The following is a 20,800-nucleotide window of genomic DNA, read 5'->3' on the forward strand; positions in this document are numbered from 1 at the left end:
CGAGCCTGTCGAGAACATCGTGGAGGGTTCTCGACAAGCTCGAACCGAACGGGTGATGAACCGGGCGTGCGCTCCGCTATCCACCGCATACGTCTTTGACCCGCCCGGACCGAACCGTGGGCCGGCAACGGCTACGCGGGCGCCAGTGCCCGCAGGGCGGAAACCGTCACCGCCGGGCCGATCTGTTCGACATCGGTTTTCAGGTGGAGCAGCGCGACGCCGGGCTGGACCCGCGCCTCGTCCAGCGCCGCGGCGAAATCCTCCGTGCGGGTGACGGTCGTGCTCCACGCGCCGAACGCGCGGGCAAGGGCGGCGAAGTCGGGGTTGGCGAGATCGGTGCCGGAGATACGGGTGGGGTAACGCCGTTCCTGGTGCATGCGGATCGTACCATAGCTGCCATTGTCGACCACCAGGATCAGCAGGCGGCAGCCGGTGGCGGCCGCGGTCGCCAGTTCCTGGCCATTCATCAGGAAATCGCCGTCACCCGCGATCACGATCACCTGGCGATCGGGATGGCGGAGCGCCGCGGCGATCCCGGCGGGCAGGCCATAGCCCATGGCGCCGGCGGTGGGGGCAAGTTGCGCGGTCGGACCCTGGTACCGCCAGTAGCGGTGCCACCAGCCGGAGAAATTGCCCGCCCCGTTGCACAGGATGCTGTCACCCGGCAGGACCGCGCGCATCGCGGCGACGCACAGCCCCAGATCGAGCGTCGCGCCGGACGGGGCGGGGGTTGCCCACGCCTCCCATTGTGCATGCGCTTCCGCCCCGTCGGCGAATTCCAGCAGGTCGTCGTCCCAGCCGGCGGCGGTTTCGGCAAAGTCGTGGCAGTCGGCGCAGATCGCCAGATCGGTACGATAGACGCTGCTCAATTCGGCCGGATCGGGATGGATGTGGACCAGGATCTGTCCCGGATGATCCGGCGTGATCAGCGTATAGCCGTCGGTCGTCGCCTCGCCCAGTCGCGGGCCGACCACGATCAGCAGGTCGGCCTGGCGGACCCGTTCGACCAGCTTCGGATTGGGGCCATAGCCGAGCGTGCCGGCATAGACCGGGCAGTCATTGGCGATCGCATCCTGCCGCCGGAACGCCGCCGCGACCGGCAGGCCGATCCGCGTGGCCCAAGCCGCAAAATAGGCGGCGGTCGCCGCATCCCAGTCGGCACCCCCCACGATCGCGACCGGCGCGGCGGCATCCCGCAGCAGATCGACCAGCGTGTTCATTGCCAGCGCGTCGACCGGCTGCGGCGGGCGGATGACGTGCGGCCGATCGACGGCCTGGACGACGTCGCACAGCATGTCTTCCGGCAAGGTCAGCACCACCGGGCCCGGCCGGCCGGACATCGCCGTGGCATAAGCGCGTGCGACATATTCGGGGATGCGCGCGGCATCGTCGATCCGCGCCGCCCATTTCGACAGGGGGCGGAACATGGCGACCAGATCCAGTTCCTGAAACGCCTCCCGATCGCGATCGCCGCGGGCGACATCGCCGATGAACAGGATCATCGGCACCGAATCCTGCATCGCGACATGCACGCCGATCGACGCGTTGGTGGCGCCGGGGCCGCGCGTGACGAAGGCAATGCCCGGCCGCTGCGTCATTGCGCCATCCGCCGCCGCCATGAAGCCGACGCCGCCCTCCTGCCGCGCGACCACCAGATCGATGGCGGGCACGTCGTGCAGCGCGTCCAGCACCGCCAGATAGCTTTCCCCCGGCACGCAGAAGATGCGTTCGCACCCCTGCGCGACAAGCTGATCGACCAGGATGCGGCCACCGGTGCGGGAAGGAGTGGATGTCATTCCCGCGGCATAGCCGGTCCCGGCGGACGGGTGAAGGCGGGAAACCGACTTGCTCCTGTCATGACGTGGGCTTAGCCTGCGTGGCATGAACAGGTTCGATCGTAGAACGATGCTGGCGGGGCTGGGCTCCGGCGCCGTGATCCTGGCGGCAGGTCCGGGGCGGGCCGCGACCGATCCCCTGGTCGCGAAGATCATGCTGGAAGACGAGCGGCTGTGGCTGGCCGCGTCCGTCAACGGCAGCGACCCGCTGTTGTTCGTGATCGACACGGGGGCGGGCGGCAATTTCATTCGCCCGGAGCAGGTGGACCGGCTGAAGCTGCAACGGCTGGGCGGCAGCCGAGTGGTCGGGTTGGGCAAGAATCAGGCCGATACCGGCATCGTCCGCGCCAAGACGGTGGTGCTGGGCGGCGCCGCGCGGCAGGACGACATGATGTTCGACACCTATGACTTCGGACGCGGCATCCCGGCGGACGCCGCCGGGCTGTTCGCGGCGGGGCTGGTGACGGCGCATGATTGCGAGCTGGATTTCGACACGGGGACCTGGCGGGTGTGGCCGGGCGGAGGCGCGGTGCGCGACGGCTTTGTGGCCGTGCCCTCCGCCATCACCCGGCCGGACCGGACCGGCGGGTCCGAAAAGATCTACGTCACCGCGCAGATTGACGGGCGTCCCTATCGCCTGTTGCTGGATACCGGTGCGCCGCGCGGCGTGCTGCTGTTTCCGGTGGGCGCGGCGCGAAGCCGGATGTTCGAAGGACGGCCGTTCGCGCCGGTCCATATCAGCGGGTTCGGCGGGCGATCCGCGCGGCTGGCCCGGATGGTGCGTGCCGAACGGCTCGAACTGGGTCCGTTGCAGCTGGAACGGCCGCTGGTGACCGTGATGGATCCGGGCGAGGCGACGCATGGCTGGAATGCCGACGGCATCATGGGACTGCCGAACATCATGTTGCTGAACCTGTTGACCGACGTGCGTGCCAGCCGGTTGTGGGTGCGGCGCAACCATCAGCCGGTGCCGCCGGAGCGATATGGCGGAAGCGGCCTGTGGATCGATCGCGATGCCCGCGGCGCGGTGACCGTGTCCAGCGTGGGAACGGGCAGCCCGGCGGCAGCGGCGGGGATTGCCGTCGGCGACCGGATCGTGGATCCGCCCGGCTTTGCGGACGCGCTGCGCCGGATCAACGGGCCGCGCGGCAGCGCGATCATGCTGGGCATCGATCGCGGCGGGACGCGGATGGAGAAACGATTGACGCCCGCCGACTATCTTTGAACCGGGTCCCCGGGTGCGGCGTCCATACGGATTGCCGGCGTTTCAATCGATCGCCCCGGCCGGCGGCGGAGGGGGACGAAGATTAGTGCGGCACCGCGCCGGACTGTTCGGCGGCCTGCGACGGCAGCGCTTCGCTGCCGCGCGGTGGGGCACCGGGGGACTGGCGATAGGCCAGGACCGCCACGACGACGGTCGCGATAATCGCCAGCACGACCAGCGCGCATAACAGGAAGCCGCGGCGGCCGGGTGCGTCGTCAGTATGTTTTGTCATGCGATTCCCAGCAGATGCAGGGACGGCATATCAGCATTCAGGCCGATCGGCTATCGCGGGTCCACGCCGGCTGACCATTGGCGATCGCCGCGGCTTCGAGCAGGCGATTTGAGATTTCCACGGCCCGCCGGGGACTGAGCGATATGGCCGCCATGCCGGGTGCGACGATGACGACCGTACCGGACGTACCCGTGACCGTGCAGTCGTCAGATATCGCAGAACCCGGCATGATCATCCCGCCTCAAATCAGCATCGTCGTAACATGATTATCAACATACATACCGATCGACCAGCAGGCGAAAGATCGTTTTTCTGGATTACAGTGATAGACCTGGGCGTCAGGACATGTGCACGGTTTTGGTCACCAGATGGGCCTGAACGCCTTCCGGCCCGTCTTCCGAACCATGGCCGCTGTCCTTCATGCCGCCGAACGGGCTGTCCGGATAGCTGAGCCGGACACTGTTGATCGCGACCATACCGGCGTCGATGGCATCGCCGAGCAGATTTTGGCGGCGCCCGTTTTCGGTGAAGCAATAGGCGGCAAGCCCGTAGGGCAGGCGGTTGGCCTGTTCGATCGCGTCGTCCAGCGTGGCAAACGGCCGCAGCAGCGCCACCGGCCCGAACGGCTCGTCATTCATCGCCCGCGCGGTGAGCGGCACGTCGGCCAGGACGGTCGGACGGTAGAAGAAGCCGTTCCCGCCGTCGCCGCCCGCGCCCCCCGCGAGCAGGCGGGCACCGGCGCCGACCGCGTCATCGACCATCGCCGCGATCGCTTCGGGCCGGCGGGGGTTGGCCATCGGTCCCATCTGGCTGCCGGCGTCCATGCCGTCGCCCATCGCAAGTGCCTGCGTGCGTGTCGCGAAGCCGGCGGCAAACGCGTCGTAAATCCCTTCCTGCACATGGAAGCGCGTCGGCGCGATGCAGACCTGGCCGGCGTTGCGGAACTTGTGCGCGACCAGCAGGTCGAGCGTCTTGTCGAGATCGCAATCGTCGAACACCAGCACCGGGCCGTGACCGCCCAGTTCCATCGTGGTCTTCATCATCGTGTCCGCCGCCAGCTTCATCAGATGCTTGCCGACCGGCACCGAGCCGGTGAAGCTGAGCTTGCGCGTGGCGGGCGAGGCGAGCAGCTGGCGCGAAACCATGTCCGGCACGCCGAACACGCATTGCGCGACGTCGCCCGGCAACCCGGCATCCTGGAAGCAGCGCAGCACCTCGACCGCGGAGCCGGCGGTTTCCTCCGACGGCTTGATGATGATCGAGCAGCCGGCGGCCAGTGCGGGCGCGATCTTGCGCACGACGTTCATCACCGGGAAGTTCCAGGCGCAGAAGGCCGCGACCGGGCCGACCGGCTGGTGCAGCACCAGCGAGCGCGCGCCGCCGGAGCGCGGCAGCACGCGGCCATAGATGCGCAGCGCCTCACCCGCGTGAAAATCGAGCAGCGCGGCGGCAAAGGCGACCTCGCCCTTGGCTTCGGCCAGGATCTTGCCCTGTTCGGCGGTGGCGATGCGCGCGATCCGATCCATGCGTTCACGCAGCAGGACCGCGGTTTTCTGCAGGATGGCGGCGCGAACCTCCGGCGCGGTGGCGCGCCACGCGGCAAAGCCGCGTTCGGTGGCGGCAAGCGCTTCATCCAGATCGGCCGCGGTGGCCAGCGGCAGTTCGGCCAGCGGCGCACCGGTCGCGGGATTGAGCACCACATGCGTATCGCGGCCTTCACCGCTGATCCAGCGTCCGCCGATATAGAGCCCGAGCGTCGTATCGTAGGGGGTGGCCATCGCACTATCTCCTGTTTCCGCCGCCCATGCCATGACGCGGCGGGGCTGTCACCGTGGCGGCGTTGACCGGTGTCGCACACGCGGCCTATTCCGGCGACGATGAACAACCGGATCGGAGCGGCGGACGCATGACCCAGCGGCACCCGCCATTAGGCATCCTGGGAATGGGCATGATCGCGCTTTCCGCCTGCACGACGGTATCGCGCGCACCCGTTCGCGCGCCGGGGTCGGCGCTTGCGGCGCCCGTTGCGGCGGTGCCGGCGGGCATGCAATATCTATATGGATCGGGGGAGGCGGCGGCGATCAGCCGGCAGGCCTATGCCGCCCTGACCGACTATGTGCGTGCGCAGGCGGGCCGACCGGCGGTGTCGGTGGTGGAAGGTGCGCCGCCGTGCGGGGCCAGGCTACGCGCGATCGTGCTGGACGTCGACGAAACCGTGCTGCTGAACCTGGGTTACGAATATGCCGACGCGGCGACGGGCAAGCCCTATGATGCGGCGCGCTGGGAACGGTGGGAACGCACGGGTATGCGGGCGGTGGCGCCGGTGCCGGGCGCGGCCGACGCCCTGGCCGCGATCCGCGCGCTGGGCGTGACCGTGATCTTCAATTCCAACCGCAGCGCCGCGACGGCGCGTTTCAGCCAGGCCGCGATCGAAGGCGCGGGGCTGGGGCCGGCCGCGCACGGAGAGACGCTGTTCCTGAAGGGCGATGCGGGACCGGGGTCCGGCAAGGATGCGCGGCGGGCGCTGATCGCGCAGCGCTGGTGCGTGGTGGCGATGGTCGGCGATCAGCTGGGCGACTTTGCGGATCGTTTTGCGGGATCACCCGCGGCACGCCGGGCGGCGGTGCAGGCGGCGGACGTCGCCGCCCGGTGGGGGCGCGGCTGGTTCCTGCTGCCGAACCCGGTCTATGGCAGCGGGCTGGCCGGCGGTTATGACGATGTATTCCCGCGCGACCGGCGCTGGCGCGATCCGGAATGACGGGCAACCCGCCCGCCCGCACCGAGGGGGATCGGCGCGGACGGGTGCGGACGAAGCGTCAGACGGCGCTCAGCATCCGCAGGAACTCGACCTCGGTCGGGTCATGGGGCACGCCGGCTTCGTCGAAGATGTCGTGGAACCAGGTATCCTTGGGCAGATCCGCGATCGGGCTTTCCCAATTCTCCCACGGCAGATGCGTCTGGGTCTTGCCGCGGACCAGACCCCAGCAAAAGGTGCCGACGCCCAGTTCCTTGGCGGGAGGCAGGATCGTCTGGAACGTGCTGCCGGCTGGCCGCGCCATATATTCGGTGCAGAGCAGCGGACGGCCCATCGCCTTCAGCCATTTGACGCGGGTGACGAAATCCTCCGCCGTGCCGTAATTGTGGAACGAAATGACATCGGAGAGGCCGGTCTGCGCCCGTTGGATCGGGCTGAGCAGATCGGGGGCCGACCAGTCGCCCAGCCAGATACCGCTGGTGAGCGGCTGAACCGGGGCGCAGCTGCGCGCCCAGTCGAACGCGGATACCATCAGCGGTACCACGAGATCGGCCTTCGCCTTCAGCATCGCCGGATCGCACAGCGCGACTTCGGGTCCGTTGTCGGGTTCGTTCCAGATATCCCATGCCAGCACGCGGCGATCGTTCGCGAACCGGCCGACGATACCGCGGACATAGGATTCCAGCCGGTCATGCTGGCTGCGATCCGCCAGCGCGGGCATGCCGGGCGATTGCACCCAGCCGCTGTTGTGGACGCCGGCGCGCGGCGCACGTTGCGGTCCCAGCGCCGGTTCGGGATCCCAGCACGAATCGAACAGCACCAGCATCGTGCGGATGCCGTTGCGGTCGGTGGCGTCCAGGAACTGGTCGATCCGATTCGCGAAGCCCGGCGCGTCCTGCATCCACAGCAGATCGTGCAGATAGACGCGGACCGCGTTCATGCCGAGCGACGAGGCCAGCCGCAATTCGGTTTCGATCGCGGCGAGGTCGAAAGTCTCGGACTGCCACATCTCAAGCTGGTTGATCGCATAGGCGGGCGTGAAATTGCACCCGACCTGCCAGGGTTGCGCATCGAACCAGGCATGCGCGGCCTCCGGAGTCCACCGTTCCATCATTGTCCCACCCACGTTGATCGCGCCGTTAAGTCACGGGCGCTGTGCCCTAATCTCGGTTAACGAATCATGAAACAGGAATTCGATGCCAGCCACGGGCAAACGGCATGTTTCGGAACTTAAGCGCGCTTGCGTGCTTTTGAGGCCGCATGACGATACGGCTATTCCATGTTTCCGACCTGCATTTCGGTCGTGCCGACGGCCCGGCGCTCAACTGGTTCGAAGCCCTGGTCCATGCGGAGAAGCCGGACGCGGTGGTCTGTACGGGCGACCTGACGATGCGCGCGCGGTCCAGCGAATATGCCGCGGCGCGGGTGTGGCTGGAGCGGTTGGGTGTGCCGGTGACGGTGGAACCGGGCAATCACGACATCACCTATCACAATCCGCTGATGCGGATGCTGGCGCCCTATCGCCGATACCATGCCGTCGAACGCGCGCTGGAACGGCCGCTGGACCTGAAGGGCGTGATCCTCGTGCCGCTGAAAACCACGGCGCGGTTCCAGTGGCGGTTGAACTGGTCGCATGGCCGCGTCAGCCGCAGCGGCCTCAGCCGGGCGATCGCACAGCTTCGGGGCCGCCCGCCGGGCGTGATGGCGATCGTCGCCTGCCACCATCCCTTGGTGGACGGGACGCATGTTCATGGCGAAGCCCGCACCGCGGGTGGCCCGGCGGCGCTGGCGGCACTGGCGGAGGCGGGCGCCGACGCGGTGCTGAGCGGGCATGTCCACGACCCGTTCGATGTCCTGCATCCGGTCGGAACGCGGACGGTGCGCCTGATCGGCGCGGGCACGCTGTCCGAACGGCTCCGCACCAGCCGACCGTCCTTCAACGAACTGATCGTGCAGGACGGCGCGTTGACGGTGAGGCCGCGAATCTTCGCCTGACCGGCTTGCCGCTCAGTCGGGGATCGGAGTGATCGCGGCGACCTCGATCTCGGCGGTTTTGCCGCCGCCGCGGATCGTCGCGGTTTCCCCCGCCATCAACCCCATGATCGCGCGCGCCAGTGGCGATCCGAATGCGATGCGACCCTCGCCCGGATCGGCCTCGTCGTCACCCACCAGATCGATCAGCTGCTGGCAGCCGTCATCCCGGATCAGCGTCACGCGCGTGCCGAACGCCACCACGCCGCCATCTGCGACCGGCGCCACCTGCGCGGTCGCACGGCGGGCCTGCCAATAGCGCAGGTTGCGGCGGATTTCCTTGACGGCATCGTCGTCGGCCTGGCTGCGGAGCGCGGTTTCCAGCCGGCTCTGCCAATAGGTCGCGCGTTCGGTAATGCGCGCCAACCCACGTAAAGTCACCAGATTGGGGCCGGCCGGGATTGGCAGATCCGGCCGGGGCTCGCGATGTTCCTCGTCGCTATCACGACGAAAGGCGACGGACATGGACGAAAACTCCAACTTGGATCAGGGCGGGAGGCGCGCCGATCGCGGCATCGACGCATCTCATGTGCTTGGGATAGGCGCGCAAAAACGGCACGTCTTCATCAAAAAGCAATCGTTCCAAAGGCAGTATAGTGACATTCCACAACGATCGGGCCTTGCCGATATGTCGACCAATCAACGCCAGGCGCTGTCCTGGGAAGCGCGGGCCAGCCGGCGGCGGCGCGCCTTGCTGGGCGCCAGCCTGCTGACCGAAACCGGGCCGCGCCGGGCCAATATCCTGAACCTGTCCACCGGTGGCGCGCTGCTGGATGCGGCCGAACCGCCGAAGGTGGGCGATCCGGTCACGCTGGTCCGCGGGACCCTGGAGGCATCGGGCCGCGTCGGGTGGATCAACGGCCACCGGTTCGGCGTCGCATTCGACCAGGCGATTGCGGAGACTGACGTGGCGGCCGTGACCGAACGCGCGCCGGACGGCCTCCCGGGCTGATCGCCGGGTCAGCCGCGCCGGGTCTGGCGCAGGCGATCCCAATGGGCGAGGCGTTCGGCGATCTTCGCTTCGAACCCGCGTGGCGTCGGTTCGTAGAAGGTCTGCGGCGTCATCTCTTCCGGCCAGTAATCATCGCCGGAAAAGGCGTCGGGCTGGTCATGATCATAATGATAGCCGCTGCCATAGCCGACATCCTTCATCAGCTTGGTCGAACCGTTCAGGATCAGCTTCGGCGGCATCAACGATCCGGTGTCCTTCGCGGTGCGCGCCGCCGCCTTCCACGCGACATAGCCGGCGTTGGATTTCGGCGCGGTGGCGAGATAGAGGCAGGCGTTGGCAATGGCTAACTCGCCCTCCGGCGACCCCAGAAAGTCATAGCTGTCCTTGGCCGCCAGGCATTGGACCAGCGCCTGCGGATCGGCGAGGCCGATATCTTCCGACGCCATCCGCACCAGCCGGCGCAGCAGGAACAGCGGTTCCTCGCCCGCGACCAGCATGCGGGCGAGATAGTAGAGCGCAGCCTGCGGATCGGACCCGCGCACCGCCTTGTGCAGCGCGGAGATGAGGTTGTAATGCCCCTCGCGGTCCTTGTCATAGACCGCCATCCGCCGGTGCAGCAGCGCGGCGAGGCCGGCGGGATCGAGCGGTTCGGCAATCGCGATCCCGAACAGCGTCTCCGCCTCGTTGAGCAGGAAGCGACCATCGCCATCGGCCGAGGCGATCAGCGCGGCGCGCGCGTCCGGCCGCAGCGGCAGCGGGCGCCCCTCCGCGTCCTCCGCCCGCACCAGCAGCCGGTCGAGCGCGGCGGCATCCAGCCGGTTGAGGATCAGCACCTGCGCGCGGCTCATGAGTGCGGCGTTGAGTTCGAAGGAGGGGTTTTCGGTGGTGGCGCCGACCAGCACGACCGTCCCATCCTCGACATAGGGCAGGAAACCATCCTGCTGCGCCCGATTGAAACGGTGGATCTCGTCCACGAACAGCAGGGTGCGCTGCCCCAGCCGGCGATGATCGCGCGCTTCCGCAAAGATCTTCTTCAGATCGGCGACACCGGAAAATACGGCCGAGACGGCGGCGTAGCGCAGGCCGACCGCATCGGCCAGCAGCCGGGCGATCGTGGTCTTGCCGGTGCCGGGCGGGCCCCACAGGATCATCGACGACATCCGGCCAGCCGCCACCATCCGCCCGATCGCGCCGTCCGCGCCGATCAGATGATCCTGGCCGATGACGTCGGACAAGGCCGCCGGGCGCAGGCGATCGGCCAGCGGCGCGGTATCCGGGGCAAGCGGGGCGGGATCGGGTGCGAACAGGTCCATGGGCCGCCCGATATAGGCCGGCGGCGGGCGGGCCGCCATCCACGTCAGTGCGCGGCGGAGGTGTCGACCGCCTTGTTGGGGCGCGGCGCGAACCAGACAGCGACCGCCGCGATGAAGAACACCGCGGACGCGCCGAGAAAGATCTGATCGACCGCAACGGTCGCGGCCTGCGTTTCGACCAGCCGGTCGAGCACCAGCCGCGATTGATCGACCGTCATGCCGCCATCCTGGAGCCGCGCCAGCAACCCGCCGGGATCGTTGAGCGTCGACACGATATCGCTGCGGTCGAGCCGTTCGCGATTGTCCCAGGCGGTCTGCGCGATCGAGGCGGCGATGGCGGAGGACAGCGTGCGCAGGAAGCTGAGCAGTCCCGCGGCCGACGTCGTTTCGCGCGTCAGCACCGATCCCAGCGCCAGCGTGGTGATGCCGACGAAGAAGAAGGGCATGCCGAGCCCCTGGAACAGTTGCGGCAGCGCCAAGGTCCAGAAATCGGCATCCGCAGTCCAGAAGGCGCGCATCAGCGACGTCGATCCTAGCCAGACGATGCCGAAGCAGATCAGGATGCGGACATCCAGTTTCGGCATCAGCCGTGCCGCGATCGGCGCCATGATGACCGCGAACACGCCGGTGAACGCGGTGACATGACCCGAATCGGTAGCGGTGTAGCCAAGTGTACCCTGCAGCCAGAGCGGGATCAGCACGACCGTCGCGAAATAGGTGCCGAACGCCAGCGACATCGTGATCGTGCTCATGGTGAAGCCACGGTGCCGGAAGATGCGCAGGTCGACGATCGGGTTCTTCTCGGTCAGTTCCCAGATCACGAAGGCGACGAACATGACCCCGGCGACGATCGCCCCCGCCAGCACGGCGGGGGAGGCGAACCAGTCATGTTCGCGGCCGATATCCAGCACGACCTGGAACGCGCCGACCCAGGTGACGAGCAGGACCAGGCCGATGACGTCGATCGGCACGCGTTCGGTCTTCGTTTCGAACGCGCGCAGTTTCGGCACCGCCACCGACAGGCATACGGCGACGATGGGGACGTTGATGTAGAAGATCCACGGCCAGGACCAGTTGTCGCTGATCGATCCGCCCAGGATCGGCCCCAGGATCGGCGCGACGACCGTCGTCATCGCCCAGATGCCGAGCCCGACCGACGCGTTTTCCTTCGGGAAGATGCGGAGCATCAGCGCCTGCGACAATGGCATCAGCGGACCGCCGGACAGACCCTGGAGGATGCGGAACCCAACCAGCATCGCCAGGCTGGACGACAGGCCGCACAGCATGGAGAACAGCGAGAAGCCGCAGATGGCGACCGTGAACGTCCGCACCGAACCGAAGCGGTTGGCGACCCAGCCGGTCAGCGGCACGCTGATCGCCTCCGCCACGGCATAGCTGGTGATGACCCAGGTGCCTTGCGTGGGCGAAATGGCGAGGCCGCCGGCGATGTGCGTGACCGAGACGTTGGCGACGGTCTGGTCCAGCACGACCGTGAAATTGGCGAGACCAAGCCCGACCGCGACCACCCAGAGCGTCAGCCCGCCTAGCGGTTTCGGCTGGTCGGCGGCGGCGGCCATGGCGGTCAGCGGTCCAGGTGGACGGTGACGTCCATCGACAGGCCGACGCGCAGCGGATGCGCGGCCAGCTCACGCGGATCAAGCGCGATCCGGAGCGGCAGGCGCTGCACGACCTTGATCCAGTTGCCAGTCGCGTTCTGCGCCGGGATCACGGAGAAAGCCGCACCCGTCCCGCCGGCAAAGCCGATCACGCGGCCGTGGAACACGACGTCGCCGCCATAATAATCCGACACGATTTCAGCGGGCTGACCGATGCGGACCTTGGCAAGCTGGCCTTCCTTGAAATTGGCGTCGACATAGGCGTTCGCGATCGGAACGATCGTCATCGCCGGCGTGCCGACGGCAACGCGTTGCCCGACCTGCACCGCGCGGCGCGCGACGACCCCGGCGATCGGCGCGCGGATCACGGTGCGATCGAGATCGAGCCGCGCCTGATCCAGCCGGGCCTGCGCCAGCGCGACGTCCGGGTTGGATCGTGGCGTGGTGCCGTTGGTCAGCGCGCGGTTGGCGGCCAGTTCCCCTTCCGCCGACGTCCGCGTGGACGCGGCGCGGCGGACATCCGCGGCGGCCTGGGCATAGGCGGCGCGGGCGTCCGCGAAGGCGGAGGTCGCGCTGGTCAGTTCCTCCCCGGACACCGCGCCGGTGGGGGCAAGCCGCTGTCGGCGGGCGAGATCGATCCGCGCGCGGTCGAGATTGGCGGCGGCCGAGTCGAGCTTTGCGCGCGATTGCGCGATATCGGCGGCGCGCGCGGCGACGGTGGCACCCAGCGCGACATTCGTGGCCGCGGTCTGGCCATAACGCTGGCGCGCCTGGCGGAGCGACGCCTCGGCAGTGGCGAGCGCGATCCGTGCATCCGACGAGTCGATCGTCATCAGGATGTCGCCCTGCCGCACCGCCTGCGTATCGGCGACGCGGACCGAGGTGACGGCGCCGGCGATCAGCGGGGTCACCTGCGCGACGTCGGCACCGACATAGGCATTGTCGGTGGTGACGCGGGTCGATCCGACCAGCAGGTACCAGATCAGCCAGCCGATCAGCCCGATAACGACGACCACCGCCAGGATCAGCAGCAGCCGTTTGCGCCGCGCCGGCGCAATGGCGGGCGCATCGTCCTGGCGCGCCTGCGCGGCGGTGTTCGGATCGGCATCGGCCATTATCGGGATCCTTCGCGGTAGCCGCCGCCCAGCGCGCGGACGAGAGCGACGTCGAGCAGCATCGCCCTGGCCTGCGCATCCACCAGCAGGCGGCGGCGCGACAGCAGGCGATCTTCGGCCGACAGTACGCCGAGCCGGGCGGAAAGACCGCCTTCATAGCGTTGCCGGGCGATGGCGTAGGCTCCCTCCGCCCCTTTCAACGCCGCAGCCTGGTCGGTGATCCGCGCGTCGATCACGTCCAGCCCGGCCGCGGCGTCGGCGACCTCCTGCAGGGCGGAAAGCAGCGTCGAATCATAGTCGGCGACGGCCGCGTCATAGCCGGCGGCGGCGTTGCGGTAGCGCGCGCGCAGCCGGCCGCCATCGAAGATCGGCAGCGTCAGCGCCGGTCCTGCCGACCCGATCGAGGAGCCGGTCCTGAGCAGTTTTTCAAAGCCGAGCGATTGCAGGCCGATGAGCGCGGACAGGCTGACGTCCGGATAGAAGCCGGCGCGCGCGACCTTGATGCGCGAGGCCGCCGCTTCGGCACGCAGGCGGCGCGCGACCAGATCGGGACGGCGCCCGATCAGCGCGATGCCGACATCGGCGGGAACGCGCGCCGGCGGGCCCATCCGCAGGGTCGGGCGGGCGATGCGCGCACCGCGATCCGGGGTCGCCCCGACCAGGAAGGCCAGCCGGTTGCGCGCCTGCGCGATCGATTCGTCGATCTGGTTGCGATCGGCGCGGGCGGCGGGCACGTCGGCTTCGGCCTGGCGCAGTTCGCCCTGGTTTTCCAACCCGTTGGCTGCCCGGTCGGCGACCAGTTTGCCGCTTTCGCTGCGCACGCGGATCGCGGCATCCGCCACGTCGCGTTCGGCATAGAGCATGGCGAGGCGTGCATAGCCGTCCGCGATCGCGGTGGTCAGCGTCAGCGCCGCCTGGTCCGCATCGACGCGTGCCGCGGTCGCCTCCGACGTGGCCGCCGCCAGCGCCGCGCGGTTGCGGCCCCACAGGTCGAGATCGAGGTTCGCGGACAGCGCCAGCCGGCCGGTGTCCTGAAATCCCTTCGGCACGAAATCGGGCGGGATACCAAGATTATAGCTCTGCTTGTTGACACCGCCGCTGGCCTCCGCCGTGACCGACAGCCGGTCCGCCGCGCCGCTTTCCTGCGCATTCGCCTCCGCCTGCCGCACGCGGGCGGCCGCCATGGCGACGTCCGGCGATCCGGCCAGCGCCTCGACCATCAACGCATCCAGTTGCGAATCGCCCCATCCGCGCCACCAGCCTGCGCCCGGCCAGGCGGCCGCCGCATCGGTGCGCGGCAGGATCGCGGCATCGGCCGTGCGTTCCCTAGCGGAAGGGGGGATGTCCGGTATCGATGCGCATCCGGCCAGCAGGCCGATCGCACTCCACAGGAAGATACGCGACCACCGAGTCATGCGCGGCGTCTACCGGTTCTTGCCGTCCGGGTCGATGGTGCGGTGCGTCACAACTTTGTCATGCGCCGGTCACGTTCCGTTGACGAATGCGCGCTAGACCATGTGGACCCCGGCGCGTTGCCGGGGACCATGCAGGGATGGTCCGATGATCCGCCGCTTGCAGCTGTTCTACCGTATGTTCGTCCATCTGGCCGGCTGACCGGGTCAGAAGGTGAAGCGCATCGTGGCACGCAGGTCGCGCCCGGCGAGCGGGGCATAGTCCTTCAGAAAGCTCGCATGGCGGCGGGCGACGACATCGAAGATGTTGTTCGCCGACAGGACGAGCGTCGTGCGGTTGGTGGCGAATGGCTGCACCGTCATCGATGCGTTGACCAGCGTGAAGCTGTCCGTGTCGGTTTCGAACGGCTGGGTGCGGTCCTGCTTGTCCGACCATTCCACCTCGACCCGGCCGGAGGTGCGGGGTGACTTCAGTTCGACCCCGCCCAGCAGGCGGAGCGGCGGGATGCGCGGGGCGGGGCCGGAGCCCACGATCTGCGCATGGACATAATCGGCGCTGGCGTCGGTGAGCAGGTCATAGTCGCCGAACTTCGCCAGCGTGGCGGTGCCCTGCACCTCGAACCCGTAATAGCGCGCCTTTGCCTGGCTATATTGGAATACGGGCAGGTCGTCGCGCACCTCGCCGGTCTGGGTTTCGTAGATATAGTTGTCGAACCAGCTATGATACACCGATGCGTCGAGCGTGAAGCGATCGAACTTCGCGCGTGCCGTCGCCTCCAGCCCCCAGCTGCGTTCGGTCTTGAAATCCGGGTTGCCGATCTCGAACGACTGGGTGCCGGCATGCGGACCGTTGGCGAACAGTTCCTCCGCCGAGGGCGCGCGTTCGGTATGGGATGCGTTCAGGCCAAGGCGGATGCCGTCCGCCACCGCCATGCTGGCACCCAGTGACCCGGAGAAGGCATCATAGCTGCGGCGCAGCGACGGATTGCCGAGGACGGCATCGGCATCGGCGGTCAGCGTCGAGCGTTCGTAGCGGCCACCGGCCTCCGCCTTCAACGGGCCGAGATCGAATTCCTGGAGCGTGAACAGGCCATATTGCTGTGTCTCGTTCTTCGGCAGGAAAGCCTCATCGCCGACGACGTTGAAATTGCGGATCAGCATCTGTCCGCCGACCGCCCCACGCCACGCGCCGTGCTGTTTCTGGACCAGTTCCAGCCGCGCTTCGTAGCTGTCGTTGAAGAAACGCGTGCCGACTTCGCCGCTCTCCTCGATTTCGGCATGTTGATAATCCGCATGGCCGGCGCGGAAGCGGATCTTTTCGAGGACGTCGCCGCCCGTGTCGACTTCGGCGCGCAGATCTTCGCGCGTCTGCTTCATCTTCAGCCGGACCTGCTCGGCCTCGACGTCGGGATCGAGCGAGAAACGCACCGGCACGCCGTAGAAATTATCATAATGCGAGACCGAAAAGCCGAGATTGCCGGTATCGGTGACGATCGCGGCGCCGCCCGCAACTTCCCAGGTCTTTGCCGCGCTATTGGGAAGCGTGCCCTTGAGATCGGCCAGGTCGCGGATATCGGGATCGGTGCTGGCGGCGGCCTGGGTCCGCAGTGATGGGCTGAGCAGATAGCCGCCGGTGTCGAGATTGCCGGTCTTCGTGTAGCTGCCGTCGAGGTGGAAGACGATCTTGCCGAGCAGCGGCGCTTCGATCGCGCCGGAGCCGGAGCGCTCGTTGGCCGCAGAGCCATAGCTGGCGAGCGCGTCGATATGGATCGGCTCGTCCGGCACGCGGCGCGGGATGCGGCTGTCGATCACGTTGACCACGCCGCCGATCGCGGACGATCCGTAAAGCAGCGCCGAGGGGCCACGGAGCACCTCGATCCGGTCGGCGGTCAGCGGGTTGATGACGACGGCGTGGTCGACCGACGTGTTCGATACGTCGAAGCTGCCGATGCCGTCGGTCAGCACCCGTACCCGATCCCCCTGGAACCCGCGCAGGACCGGGCGCGAGGCGTTGGGGCCGAAGGATGTCGCGGAGACGCCGGGCGTGCGCGCCAGTGTTTCGCCGATCGTCGGGCGGATTTCGCGCACCAGATCCGCGCCGGACAGCACGGTCACGCCCGACAAGGCGGTATCCGCGTCGCGCGTGAACGGCGCGGTCACGACGATATTGGCGGGCGTATCGTCATGGAAGCTGCCGGCGGGCGGGGCGGATGCGGCGTCATCGGCGGGGATTGCGGCGAGCGGGGTTGCGATCGCCAACGCCGCGGCACCGGAAAACAGGGACAGAATCATGAGCGCAAATGTCCTCGCAAATCGACTGAGCCCCGCTTACGAATGATGTTACAACATATCAAATCATTTTGTTGCGGCGCGACACGGATGACGCGCTTGTCATGTGTGGATGACAGCGGGCGATAAACCGCCCTACACTCCCGTCAAATCATAAGAGGATGCCGAACATGAAGCTGGGATCGCTGAAGTCGGGACGGGACGGGCGGCTGGTGGTGGTGAGCCACGATCTGGCCTGGTGCGCCGATGCCGCGCACATTGCGCCGACGTTGCAGGCGGCGCTGGACGATTGGGACCGGGTGGCGCCGGCGCTGGAAAATCTGGCGACCGACCTGGCGCATGAGGTGATCCCGATGATGCGGTTCCACGAACGCCACGCGGCGGCGCCGTTGCCGCGCGCCTTTCAATGGGCGGACGGATCGGCCTATGTGAACCATGTCGCGTTGGTGCGGCAGGCGCGCGGCGCCGAACTGCCCGCCAGTTTCTGGACCGATCCGCTGATGTATCAGGGCGGGTCCGATCGCTTCCTGGCCCCGCGCGATCCGATCCGGCTGATCGATCCGGCCTGGGGCTATGATCTGGAGGCGGAGATCGCGGTCGTGACCGGCGATGTCGCGCAGGGGGCCGATGCCGCGACCGCGCGCACAGCGATCCGGCTGGTCGGGCTGGTCAACGACGTGTCGCTGCGCGGCCTGATCCCCGACGAACTGGCCAAGGGATTCGGCTTCGTCCAGTCGAAGCCCGCGTCCACCCAGTCGCCGGTGTTCGTGACGCCGGACGAACTGGGCGACGCGTGGCAGGACGGGCGGCTGTCCGGCGTGTTGAAGGTCGACCTGAACGGGCAACCATTCGGCCGTGCGGACGCGGGCACCGACATGACGTTCGATTTCGGCGTGCTGATCGCGCATCTGGCGAAGACGCGTGACGTGGGCGCGGGATCGATCGTCGGATCGGGCACGGTATCGAACCGCGGCCCCGATGGCGGCCCAGGCCGCCGCATCGCCGACGGCGGCGTCGGCTACAGCTGCATCGCCGAACTGCGCACGGTGGAGACGATCCAGACCGGCACCGCGGCGACGCCGTTCCTCCAGGCCGGAGATGTGGTGCGGATCGCGATGGAAGACCACCACGGCCACTCGATCTTCGGATCGATCGAGCAGGTGGTCGAGGCGGGGTGAGGGTTGGTGACGGCGAGGAGGGTAGGGGCGGGCAGGCGTCACGAGCGCTCATTTGCCCCTAATGGCCGTCTCCGCCCGGTTGCAGCCGTTCTCGCGACTAGCGAACGACACCAGAGCCCGTCATTCCTCACAAGCGCATAGGAACAGAGGATGAAGACAAAGATCAAAGGATGCAGCCTTGCGCTTTTTCAACACAACGGTGGTCGCAGTCTTATCCCTGGTGCATCAACCCTCAAATGGGAGGGAGCCGGCCGATGCGGCTATCGTTTCCTCGGACGTGGCAATGTCGGAGTTCACTCCTCCATTAAGACTACTACTTGACAGCCGCAGCGGGACATTCTTTCTGGCGCCGCCCTTTGAAGGATGGCCAAGTGCCCTGAAAAAACCACAGGCGCGATCAGGAACTCTTTCTTCCATAGACCTCCAGATGGTGAGGAGGGCAATCAATAATGCTTTAACCTCGGGGTTGGTCGACCAAGCCTGCGTAAAAGTGAATGGAGAAGGATTTGAACCGATAGTAAGCAACTCCGCTGTCCCGCAAATGACCGTGATCGCTTCCAAGAAGGTGATTTCTACGACCTCCTTATTGCGCTGCTGGACGAAGTCGGCGTTCGCTCTTCATCAGATCCTGGAGTCAAAAATCGGCCAACAGCGGAGATGACCTCCTGAGCGACGGGCGGTTTGGTCGGTTGGGCGATGCGGCAACACGAAAAGCTGCCAGACGGCTCATCACCGTGCGCCATCGCCTGTGATCCCTACCGCTGCAGTTCCTTCGGCAGGCCGCAGCGGCCGAAGGATTGGCCGTCGTCGCAGCGGCGGTCGCGCAGGCCTTCGCTGACGCGGCGGTCGCCGGTGGTGTCGTCGCGGGCGTAACGGGGGGCTTTCGGTTCGGGAATCGGATCGCCGTTCCAGGCGCGGAAGCGGTCCTTGGGGCCGGGGGCGCAGACGATGACGTCGTCGCTGTCGGCGGTGTCGCGCTTGCAGGTCGGCAGCGCGCTGGTGAGTTCGCGGTAGCGGCGCAGCGCTTCGTTGGCGGTGACCGACGCGGTCTGAACGGCTTTGGCCGGTTCGGTTGGCGGGGCGGCATCGGTGGCCAGTAACGCGAGGGCGAGACGGAACATCCCGCGCTTGTGCGTCAGACGAAGTGCGAAGGCCAGAGGCGGTGCCATGAAAAAGGGGGCGGCCTTTGCAGGTCGCCCCCCGGTTCGTGTCCCGCTTTGGGCTGGATCCCCGCTTTCGCGAGGAGGATTTCAGCCCAAGGCCGAAATCACTTGAGTTCGACGGTCGCGCCGGCGGCTTCCAGCTGGGCCTTGGTCTTCTCGGCTTCGTCCTTGGACACGCCTTCCTTGACGGCCTTCGGCGCGGATTCGACCAGCGACTTGGCTTCGGTCAGGCCCAGGCCGGTGATGGCGCGGACTTCCTTGATGACGTTGATCTTCTTGCCACCGTCGCCGGTGAGGATCACGTCGAACTCGGTCTTCTCTTCGACGGCCGGGGCGGCGGCGCCACCGGCGGCCGGAGCAGCCGCAACCGCAGCAGCGGCCGAAACGCCCCACTTCTCTTCGAGCAGCTTCGACAGCTCGGCCGCTTCGAGGACGGTCAGCGCCGAGAGGTCTTCAACGATCTTGTTCAGGTCAGCCATGATATACTCCGTGGCGGGTCATACCCGCATGATGTTCAAACAAAAGCCAAGCGTTCAGGCGGCTTCTTTTTCCGCATAGGCGGAGAGCACGCGCGCAATCTGCGCGGCCGGCGCCTGGACGACGCGGGCGATCTTGGTCGCGGGTGCCTGTACCAGGCCCACGATCCTCGCACGCAGTTCGTCGAGCGACGGAAGCTCGGCAAGCGCCTTCACCCCATTCACGTCGAGGAGCGTCCCACCCATCACCGCGCCCACGATTTCCAACTTGTCGTTGGTCCGCGCGAACTCCACGATCACCTTGGCCGGGGCCACGGGATCGGTGGATGTGCTGAGCGCCGTCGGGCCGACCAGCAGGTCGGACAGATCGGCGTAGGACGTGCCTTCGAGCGCGATACGGGCGAGCTTGTTCTTCGAAACCCGATAGCTGGCACCGGCTTCGCGCATCCTGTTCCGCAGCACAGTGGACTGTGCGACGGTCAGACCAAGATTCTTGGTCACGACCACGACCTCTGTCGTGTCGAAGATGCTCTTCAGTTCGGCAACCAGTTCGGCTTTTTGAGCCCGATCCATAGTTACACTCCGTTCACTGGGACGATCCGGAACATCCGGATCGTCGGTTCACCACAGGACCGATACGCCGTCCTGCGGCTGTCCGTGGGGGGAGCGACTGGATCGGTCGAAGGACCGATGGCAGACCCGGCCCGTCCGACAGGACAGGCACGGCAAAACTCTTCCCCGTCTTGGCGGGAGATTAAGTGCCCCGGAGGACACACCCGCTGTCTCGGACGGTACTGACCGAACCGGGCGAACCCGGCACGGCAATTCGAAAATGATTCGATGGCGATGCGCTTAGCGTAATCCAGCCGACGGCACAATCATTGTGCTGCCACCAACACCCCGCCGCTTCCCGCCATCCCGGCTTTCGCCGGGATGACGGTGAGGTCGGGATGATGATGGTCGGCCAAGGGGCGCACCGTCGGCGCGCCCCGTCACCGTCAGGCCGCCGCGATTTCCGCGACGTCGACCTTCACGCCCGGGCCCATCGAGGACGACACGGCGACCTTCTGGAGATATTGGCCCTTGGCGCCGGCCGGCGTGGCCTTCACGATCGCATCGACGAACGCGTCGAAGTTCGCGCGCAGGTCTTCCGCCGGGAACGAGGCCTT

The 20,800-nt window shown here is 67.3% G+C and carries 20 protein-coding genes and 1 pseudogene; 6 read left to right on the forward strand and 15 right to left on the reverse strand.

Annotated elements, in window-relative coordinates; all coding sequences use genetic code 11:
- Nucleotides 1-131: 131 nt before the first annotated feature.
- Nucleotides 132-1,796 carry a thiamine pyrophosphate-binding protein gene (locus VF649_RS13555; protein WP_331012487.1) on the reverse strand — a complete coding sequence of 555 codons (1,665 nt, stop codon included), beginning with the start codon at nucleotides 1,794-1,796 and terminating at the stop codon, nucleotides 132-134.
- Between the two features lie 85 nt (nucleotides 1,797-1,881).
- Here VF649_RS13555 and VF649_RS13560 point away from each other — a divergent pair, with 85 nt between their 5' ends.
- Nucleotides 1,882-3,060, forward strand: a complete 1,179-nt coding sequence (locus VF649_RS13560) for an aspartyl protease family protein (protein WP_331012488.1) — start codon at nucleotides 1,882-1,884, stop codon at nucleotides 3,058-3,060.
- A gap of 82 nt (nucleotides 3,061-3,142) precedes the next feature.
- Here VF649_RS13560 and VF649_RS13565 read toward each other — a convergent pair whose 3' ends face one another.
- The 3 genes from VF649_RS13565 to VF649_RS13575 all read right to left on the reverse strand — a co-directional run bounded on the left by VF649_RS13565 (nucleotide 3,143) and on the right by VF649_RS13575 (nucleotide 5,109).
- Nucleotides 3,143-3,331: a hypothetical protein gene (locus VF649_RS13565; RefSeq protein ID WP_331012489.1), complete on the reverse strand. Its 189-nt coding sequence runs from the start codon at nucleotides 3,329-3,331 to the stop codon at nucleotides 3,143-3,145.
- A gap of 37 nt (nucleotides 3,332-3,368) precedes the next feature.
- Entirely contained in the window at nucleotides 3,369-3,560 is a 192-nt protein-coding gene (locus VF649_RS13570; protein ID WP_331012490.1) for a hypothetical protein, read from the reverse strand.
- A gap of 109 nt (nucleotides 3,561-3,669) precedes the next feature.
- Nucleotides 3,670-5,109 (reverse strand): NAD-dependent succinate-semialdehyde dehydrogenase, encoded by a 1,440-nt coding sequence (locus VF649_RS13575; protein WP_331012491.1) that lies wholly within the window; start codon nucleotides 5,107-5,109, stop codon nucleotides 3,670-3,672.
- A 170-nt stretch (nucleotides 5,110-5,279) separates the two neighbouring features.
- Here VF649_RS13575 and VF649_RS13580 point away from each other — a divergent pair, with 170 nt between their 5' ends.
- The gene (locus VF649_RS13580; protein ID WP_331012492.1) at nucleotides 5,280-6,089 is read left to right on the forward strand and encodes an HAD family acid phosphatase; all 810 of its coding nucleotides are present in this window, start codon (nucleotides 5,280-5,282) and stop codon (nucleotides 6,087-6,089) included.
- Nucleotides 6,090-6,147: 58 nt separating this feature from the next.
- On the opposite strand, the gene VF649_RS13585 is transcribed toward VF649_RS13580, so the two are convergent.
- Entirely contained in the window at nucleotides 6,148-7,197 is a 1,050-nt protein-coding gene (locus VF649_RS13585) for a cellulase family glycosylhydrolase (protein WP_331012493.1), read from the reverse strand.
- A 149-nt stretch (nucleotides 7,198-7,346) separates the two neighbouring features.
- Between VF649_RS13585 and VF649_RS13590 the strand changes: the two genes are divergently transcribed.
- Entirely contained in the window at nucleotides 7,347-8,081 is a 735-nt protein-coding gene (locus VF649_RS13590) for a metallophosphoesterase (protein ID WP_331012494.1), read from the forward strand.
- A 12-nt stretch (nucleotides 8,082-8,093) separates the two neighbouring features.
- On the opposite strand, the gene VF649_RS13595 is transcribed toward VF649_RS13590, so the two are convergent.
- Nucleotides 8,094-8,582 (reverse strand): GreA/GreB family elongation factor, encoded by a 489-nt coding sequence (locus tag VF649_RS13595; RefSeq protein ID WP_331012495.1) that lies wholly within the window; start codon nucleotides 8,580-8,582, stop codon nucleotides 8,094-8,096.
- Between the two features lie 163 nt (nucleotides 8,583-8,745).
- Between VF649_RS13595 and VF649_RS13600 the strand changes: the two genes are divergently transcribed.
- Nucleotides 8,746-9,069, forward strand: a complete 324-nt coding sequence (locus VF649_RS13600; protein WP_331012496.1) for a PilZ domain-containing protein — start codon at nucleotides 8,746-8,748, stop codon at nucleotides 9,067-9,069.
- 8 nt (nucleotides 9,070-9,077) lie between these two features.
- On the opposite strand, the gene VF649_RS13605 is transcribed toward VF649_RS13600, so the two are convergent.
- From VF649_RS13605 to VF649_RS13625, 5 genes are all read right to left on the reverse strand, one after another.
- Nucleotides 9,078-10,421 carry a replication-associated recombination protein A gene (locus tag VF649_RS13605; RefSeq protein WP_414713682.1) on the reverse strand — a complete coding sequence of 448 codons (1,344 nt, stop codon included), beginning with the start codon at nucleotides 10,419-10,421 and terminating at the stop codon, nucleotides 9,078-9,080.
- Between the two features lie 5 nt (nucleotides 10,422-10,426).
- On the reverse strand, nucleotides 10,427-11,959 hold the full coding sequence (locus tag VF649_RS13610; protein ID WP_331012497.1) for a DHA2 family efflux MFS transporter permease subunit: 1,533 nt from the start codon (nucleotides 11,957-11,959) through the stop codon (nucleotides 10,427-10,429).
- 5 nt (nucleotides 11,960-11,964) lie between these two features.
- Entirely contained in the window at nucleotides 11,965-13,113 is a 1,149-nt protein-coding gene (locus tag VF649_RS13615) for an efflux RND transporter periplasmic adaptor subunit (RefSeq protein WP_331012498.1), read from the reverse strand.
- Nucleotides 13,113-14,528, reverse strand: a complete 1,416-nt coding sequence (locus VF649_RS13620; RefSeq protein WP_331012499.1) for an efflux transporter outer membrane subunit — start codon at nucleotides 14,526-14,528, stop codon at nucleotides 13,113-13,115. The genes VF649_RS13615 and VF649_RS13620 overlap by 1 nt, the downstream gene beginning before the upstream one ends.
- A gap of 204 nt (nucleotides 14,529-14,732) precedes the next feature.
- On the reverse strand, nucleotides 14,733-16,817 hold the full coding sequence (locus tag VF649_RS13625; RefSeq protein ID WP_331012500.1) for a TonB-dependent receptor: 2,085 nt from the start codon (nucleotides 16,815-16,817) through the stop codon (nucleotides 14,733-14,735).
- Between the two features lie 167 nt (nucleotides 16,818-16,984).
- Between VF649_RS13625 and VF649_RS13630 the strand changes: the two genes are divergently transcribed.
- Both VF649_RS13630 and VF649_RS13635 read left to right on the forward strand, forming a co-directional pair.
- The gene (locus tag VF649_RS13630) at nucleotides 16,985-17,992 is read left to right on the forward strand and encodes a fumarylacetoacetate hydrolase family protein (protein WP_331012501.1); all 1,008 of its coding nucleotides are present in this window, start codon (nucleotides 16,985-16,987) and stop codon (nucleotides 17,990-17,992) included.
- A 178-nt stretch (nucleotides 17,993-18,170) separates the two neighbouring features.
- Entirely contained in the window at nucleotides 18,171-18,653 is a 483-nt protein-coding gene (locus VF649_RS13635) for a hypothetical protein (RefSeq protein WP_331012502.1), read from the forward strand.
- 94 nt (nucleotides 18,654-18,747) lie between these two features.
- Here the strand turns inward: VF649_RS13635 and VF649_RS13640 are convergent, their stop codons facing one another.
- The 4 genes and pseudogenes from VF649_RS13640 to VF649_RS13655 form a co-directional block, all read right to left on the reverse strand.
- Nucleotides 18,748-19,161 carry a hypothetical protein gene (locus tag VF649_RS13640; protein ID WP_331012503.1) on the reverse strand — a complete coding sequence of 138 codons (414 nt, stop codon included), beginning with the start codon at nucleotides 19,159-19,161 and terminating at the stop codon, nucleotides 18,748-18,750.
- Nucleotides 19,162-19,259: 98 nt separating this feature from the next.
- Complete coding sequence (gene rplL / locus VF649_RS13645) at nucleotides 19,260-19,634, reverse strand: 50S ribosomal protein L7/L12 (RefSeq protein WP_331012504.1); 375 nt, start codon at nucleotides 19,632-19,634, stop codon at nucleotides 19,260-19,262.
- A gap of 54 nt (nucleotides 19,635-19,688) precedes the next feature.
- Entirely contained in the window at nucleotides 19,689-20,204 is a 516-nt protein-coding gene (gene rplJ / locus VF649_RS13650; protein ID WP_331012505.1) for a 50S ribosomal protein L10, read from the reverse strand.
- A gap of 425 nt (nucleotides 20,205-20,629) precedes the next feature.
- A pseudogene (locus VF649_RS13655) lies at nucleotides 20,630-20,800 on the reverse strand (50S ribosomal protein L1); the annotation flags it as partial.

Origin of the sequence: Sphingomonas sp. (assembly GCF_036387535.1) — a bacterium.
In the GTDB taxonomy this organism is placed as follows: domain Bacteria; phylum Pseudomonadota; class Alphaproteobacteria; order Sphingomonadales; family Sphingomonadaceae; genus Sphingomonas_R.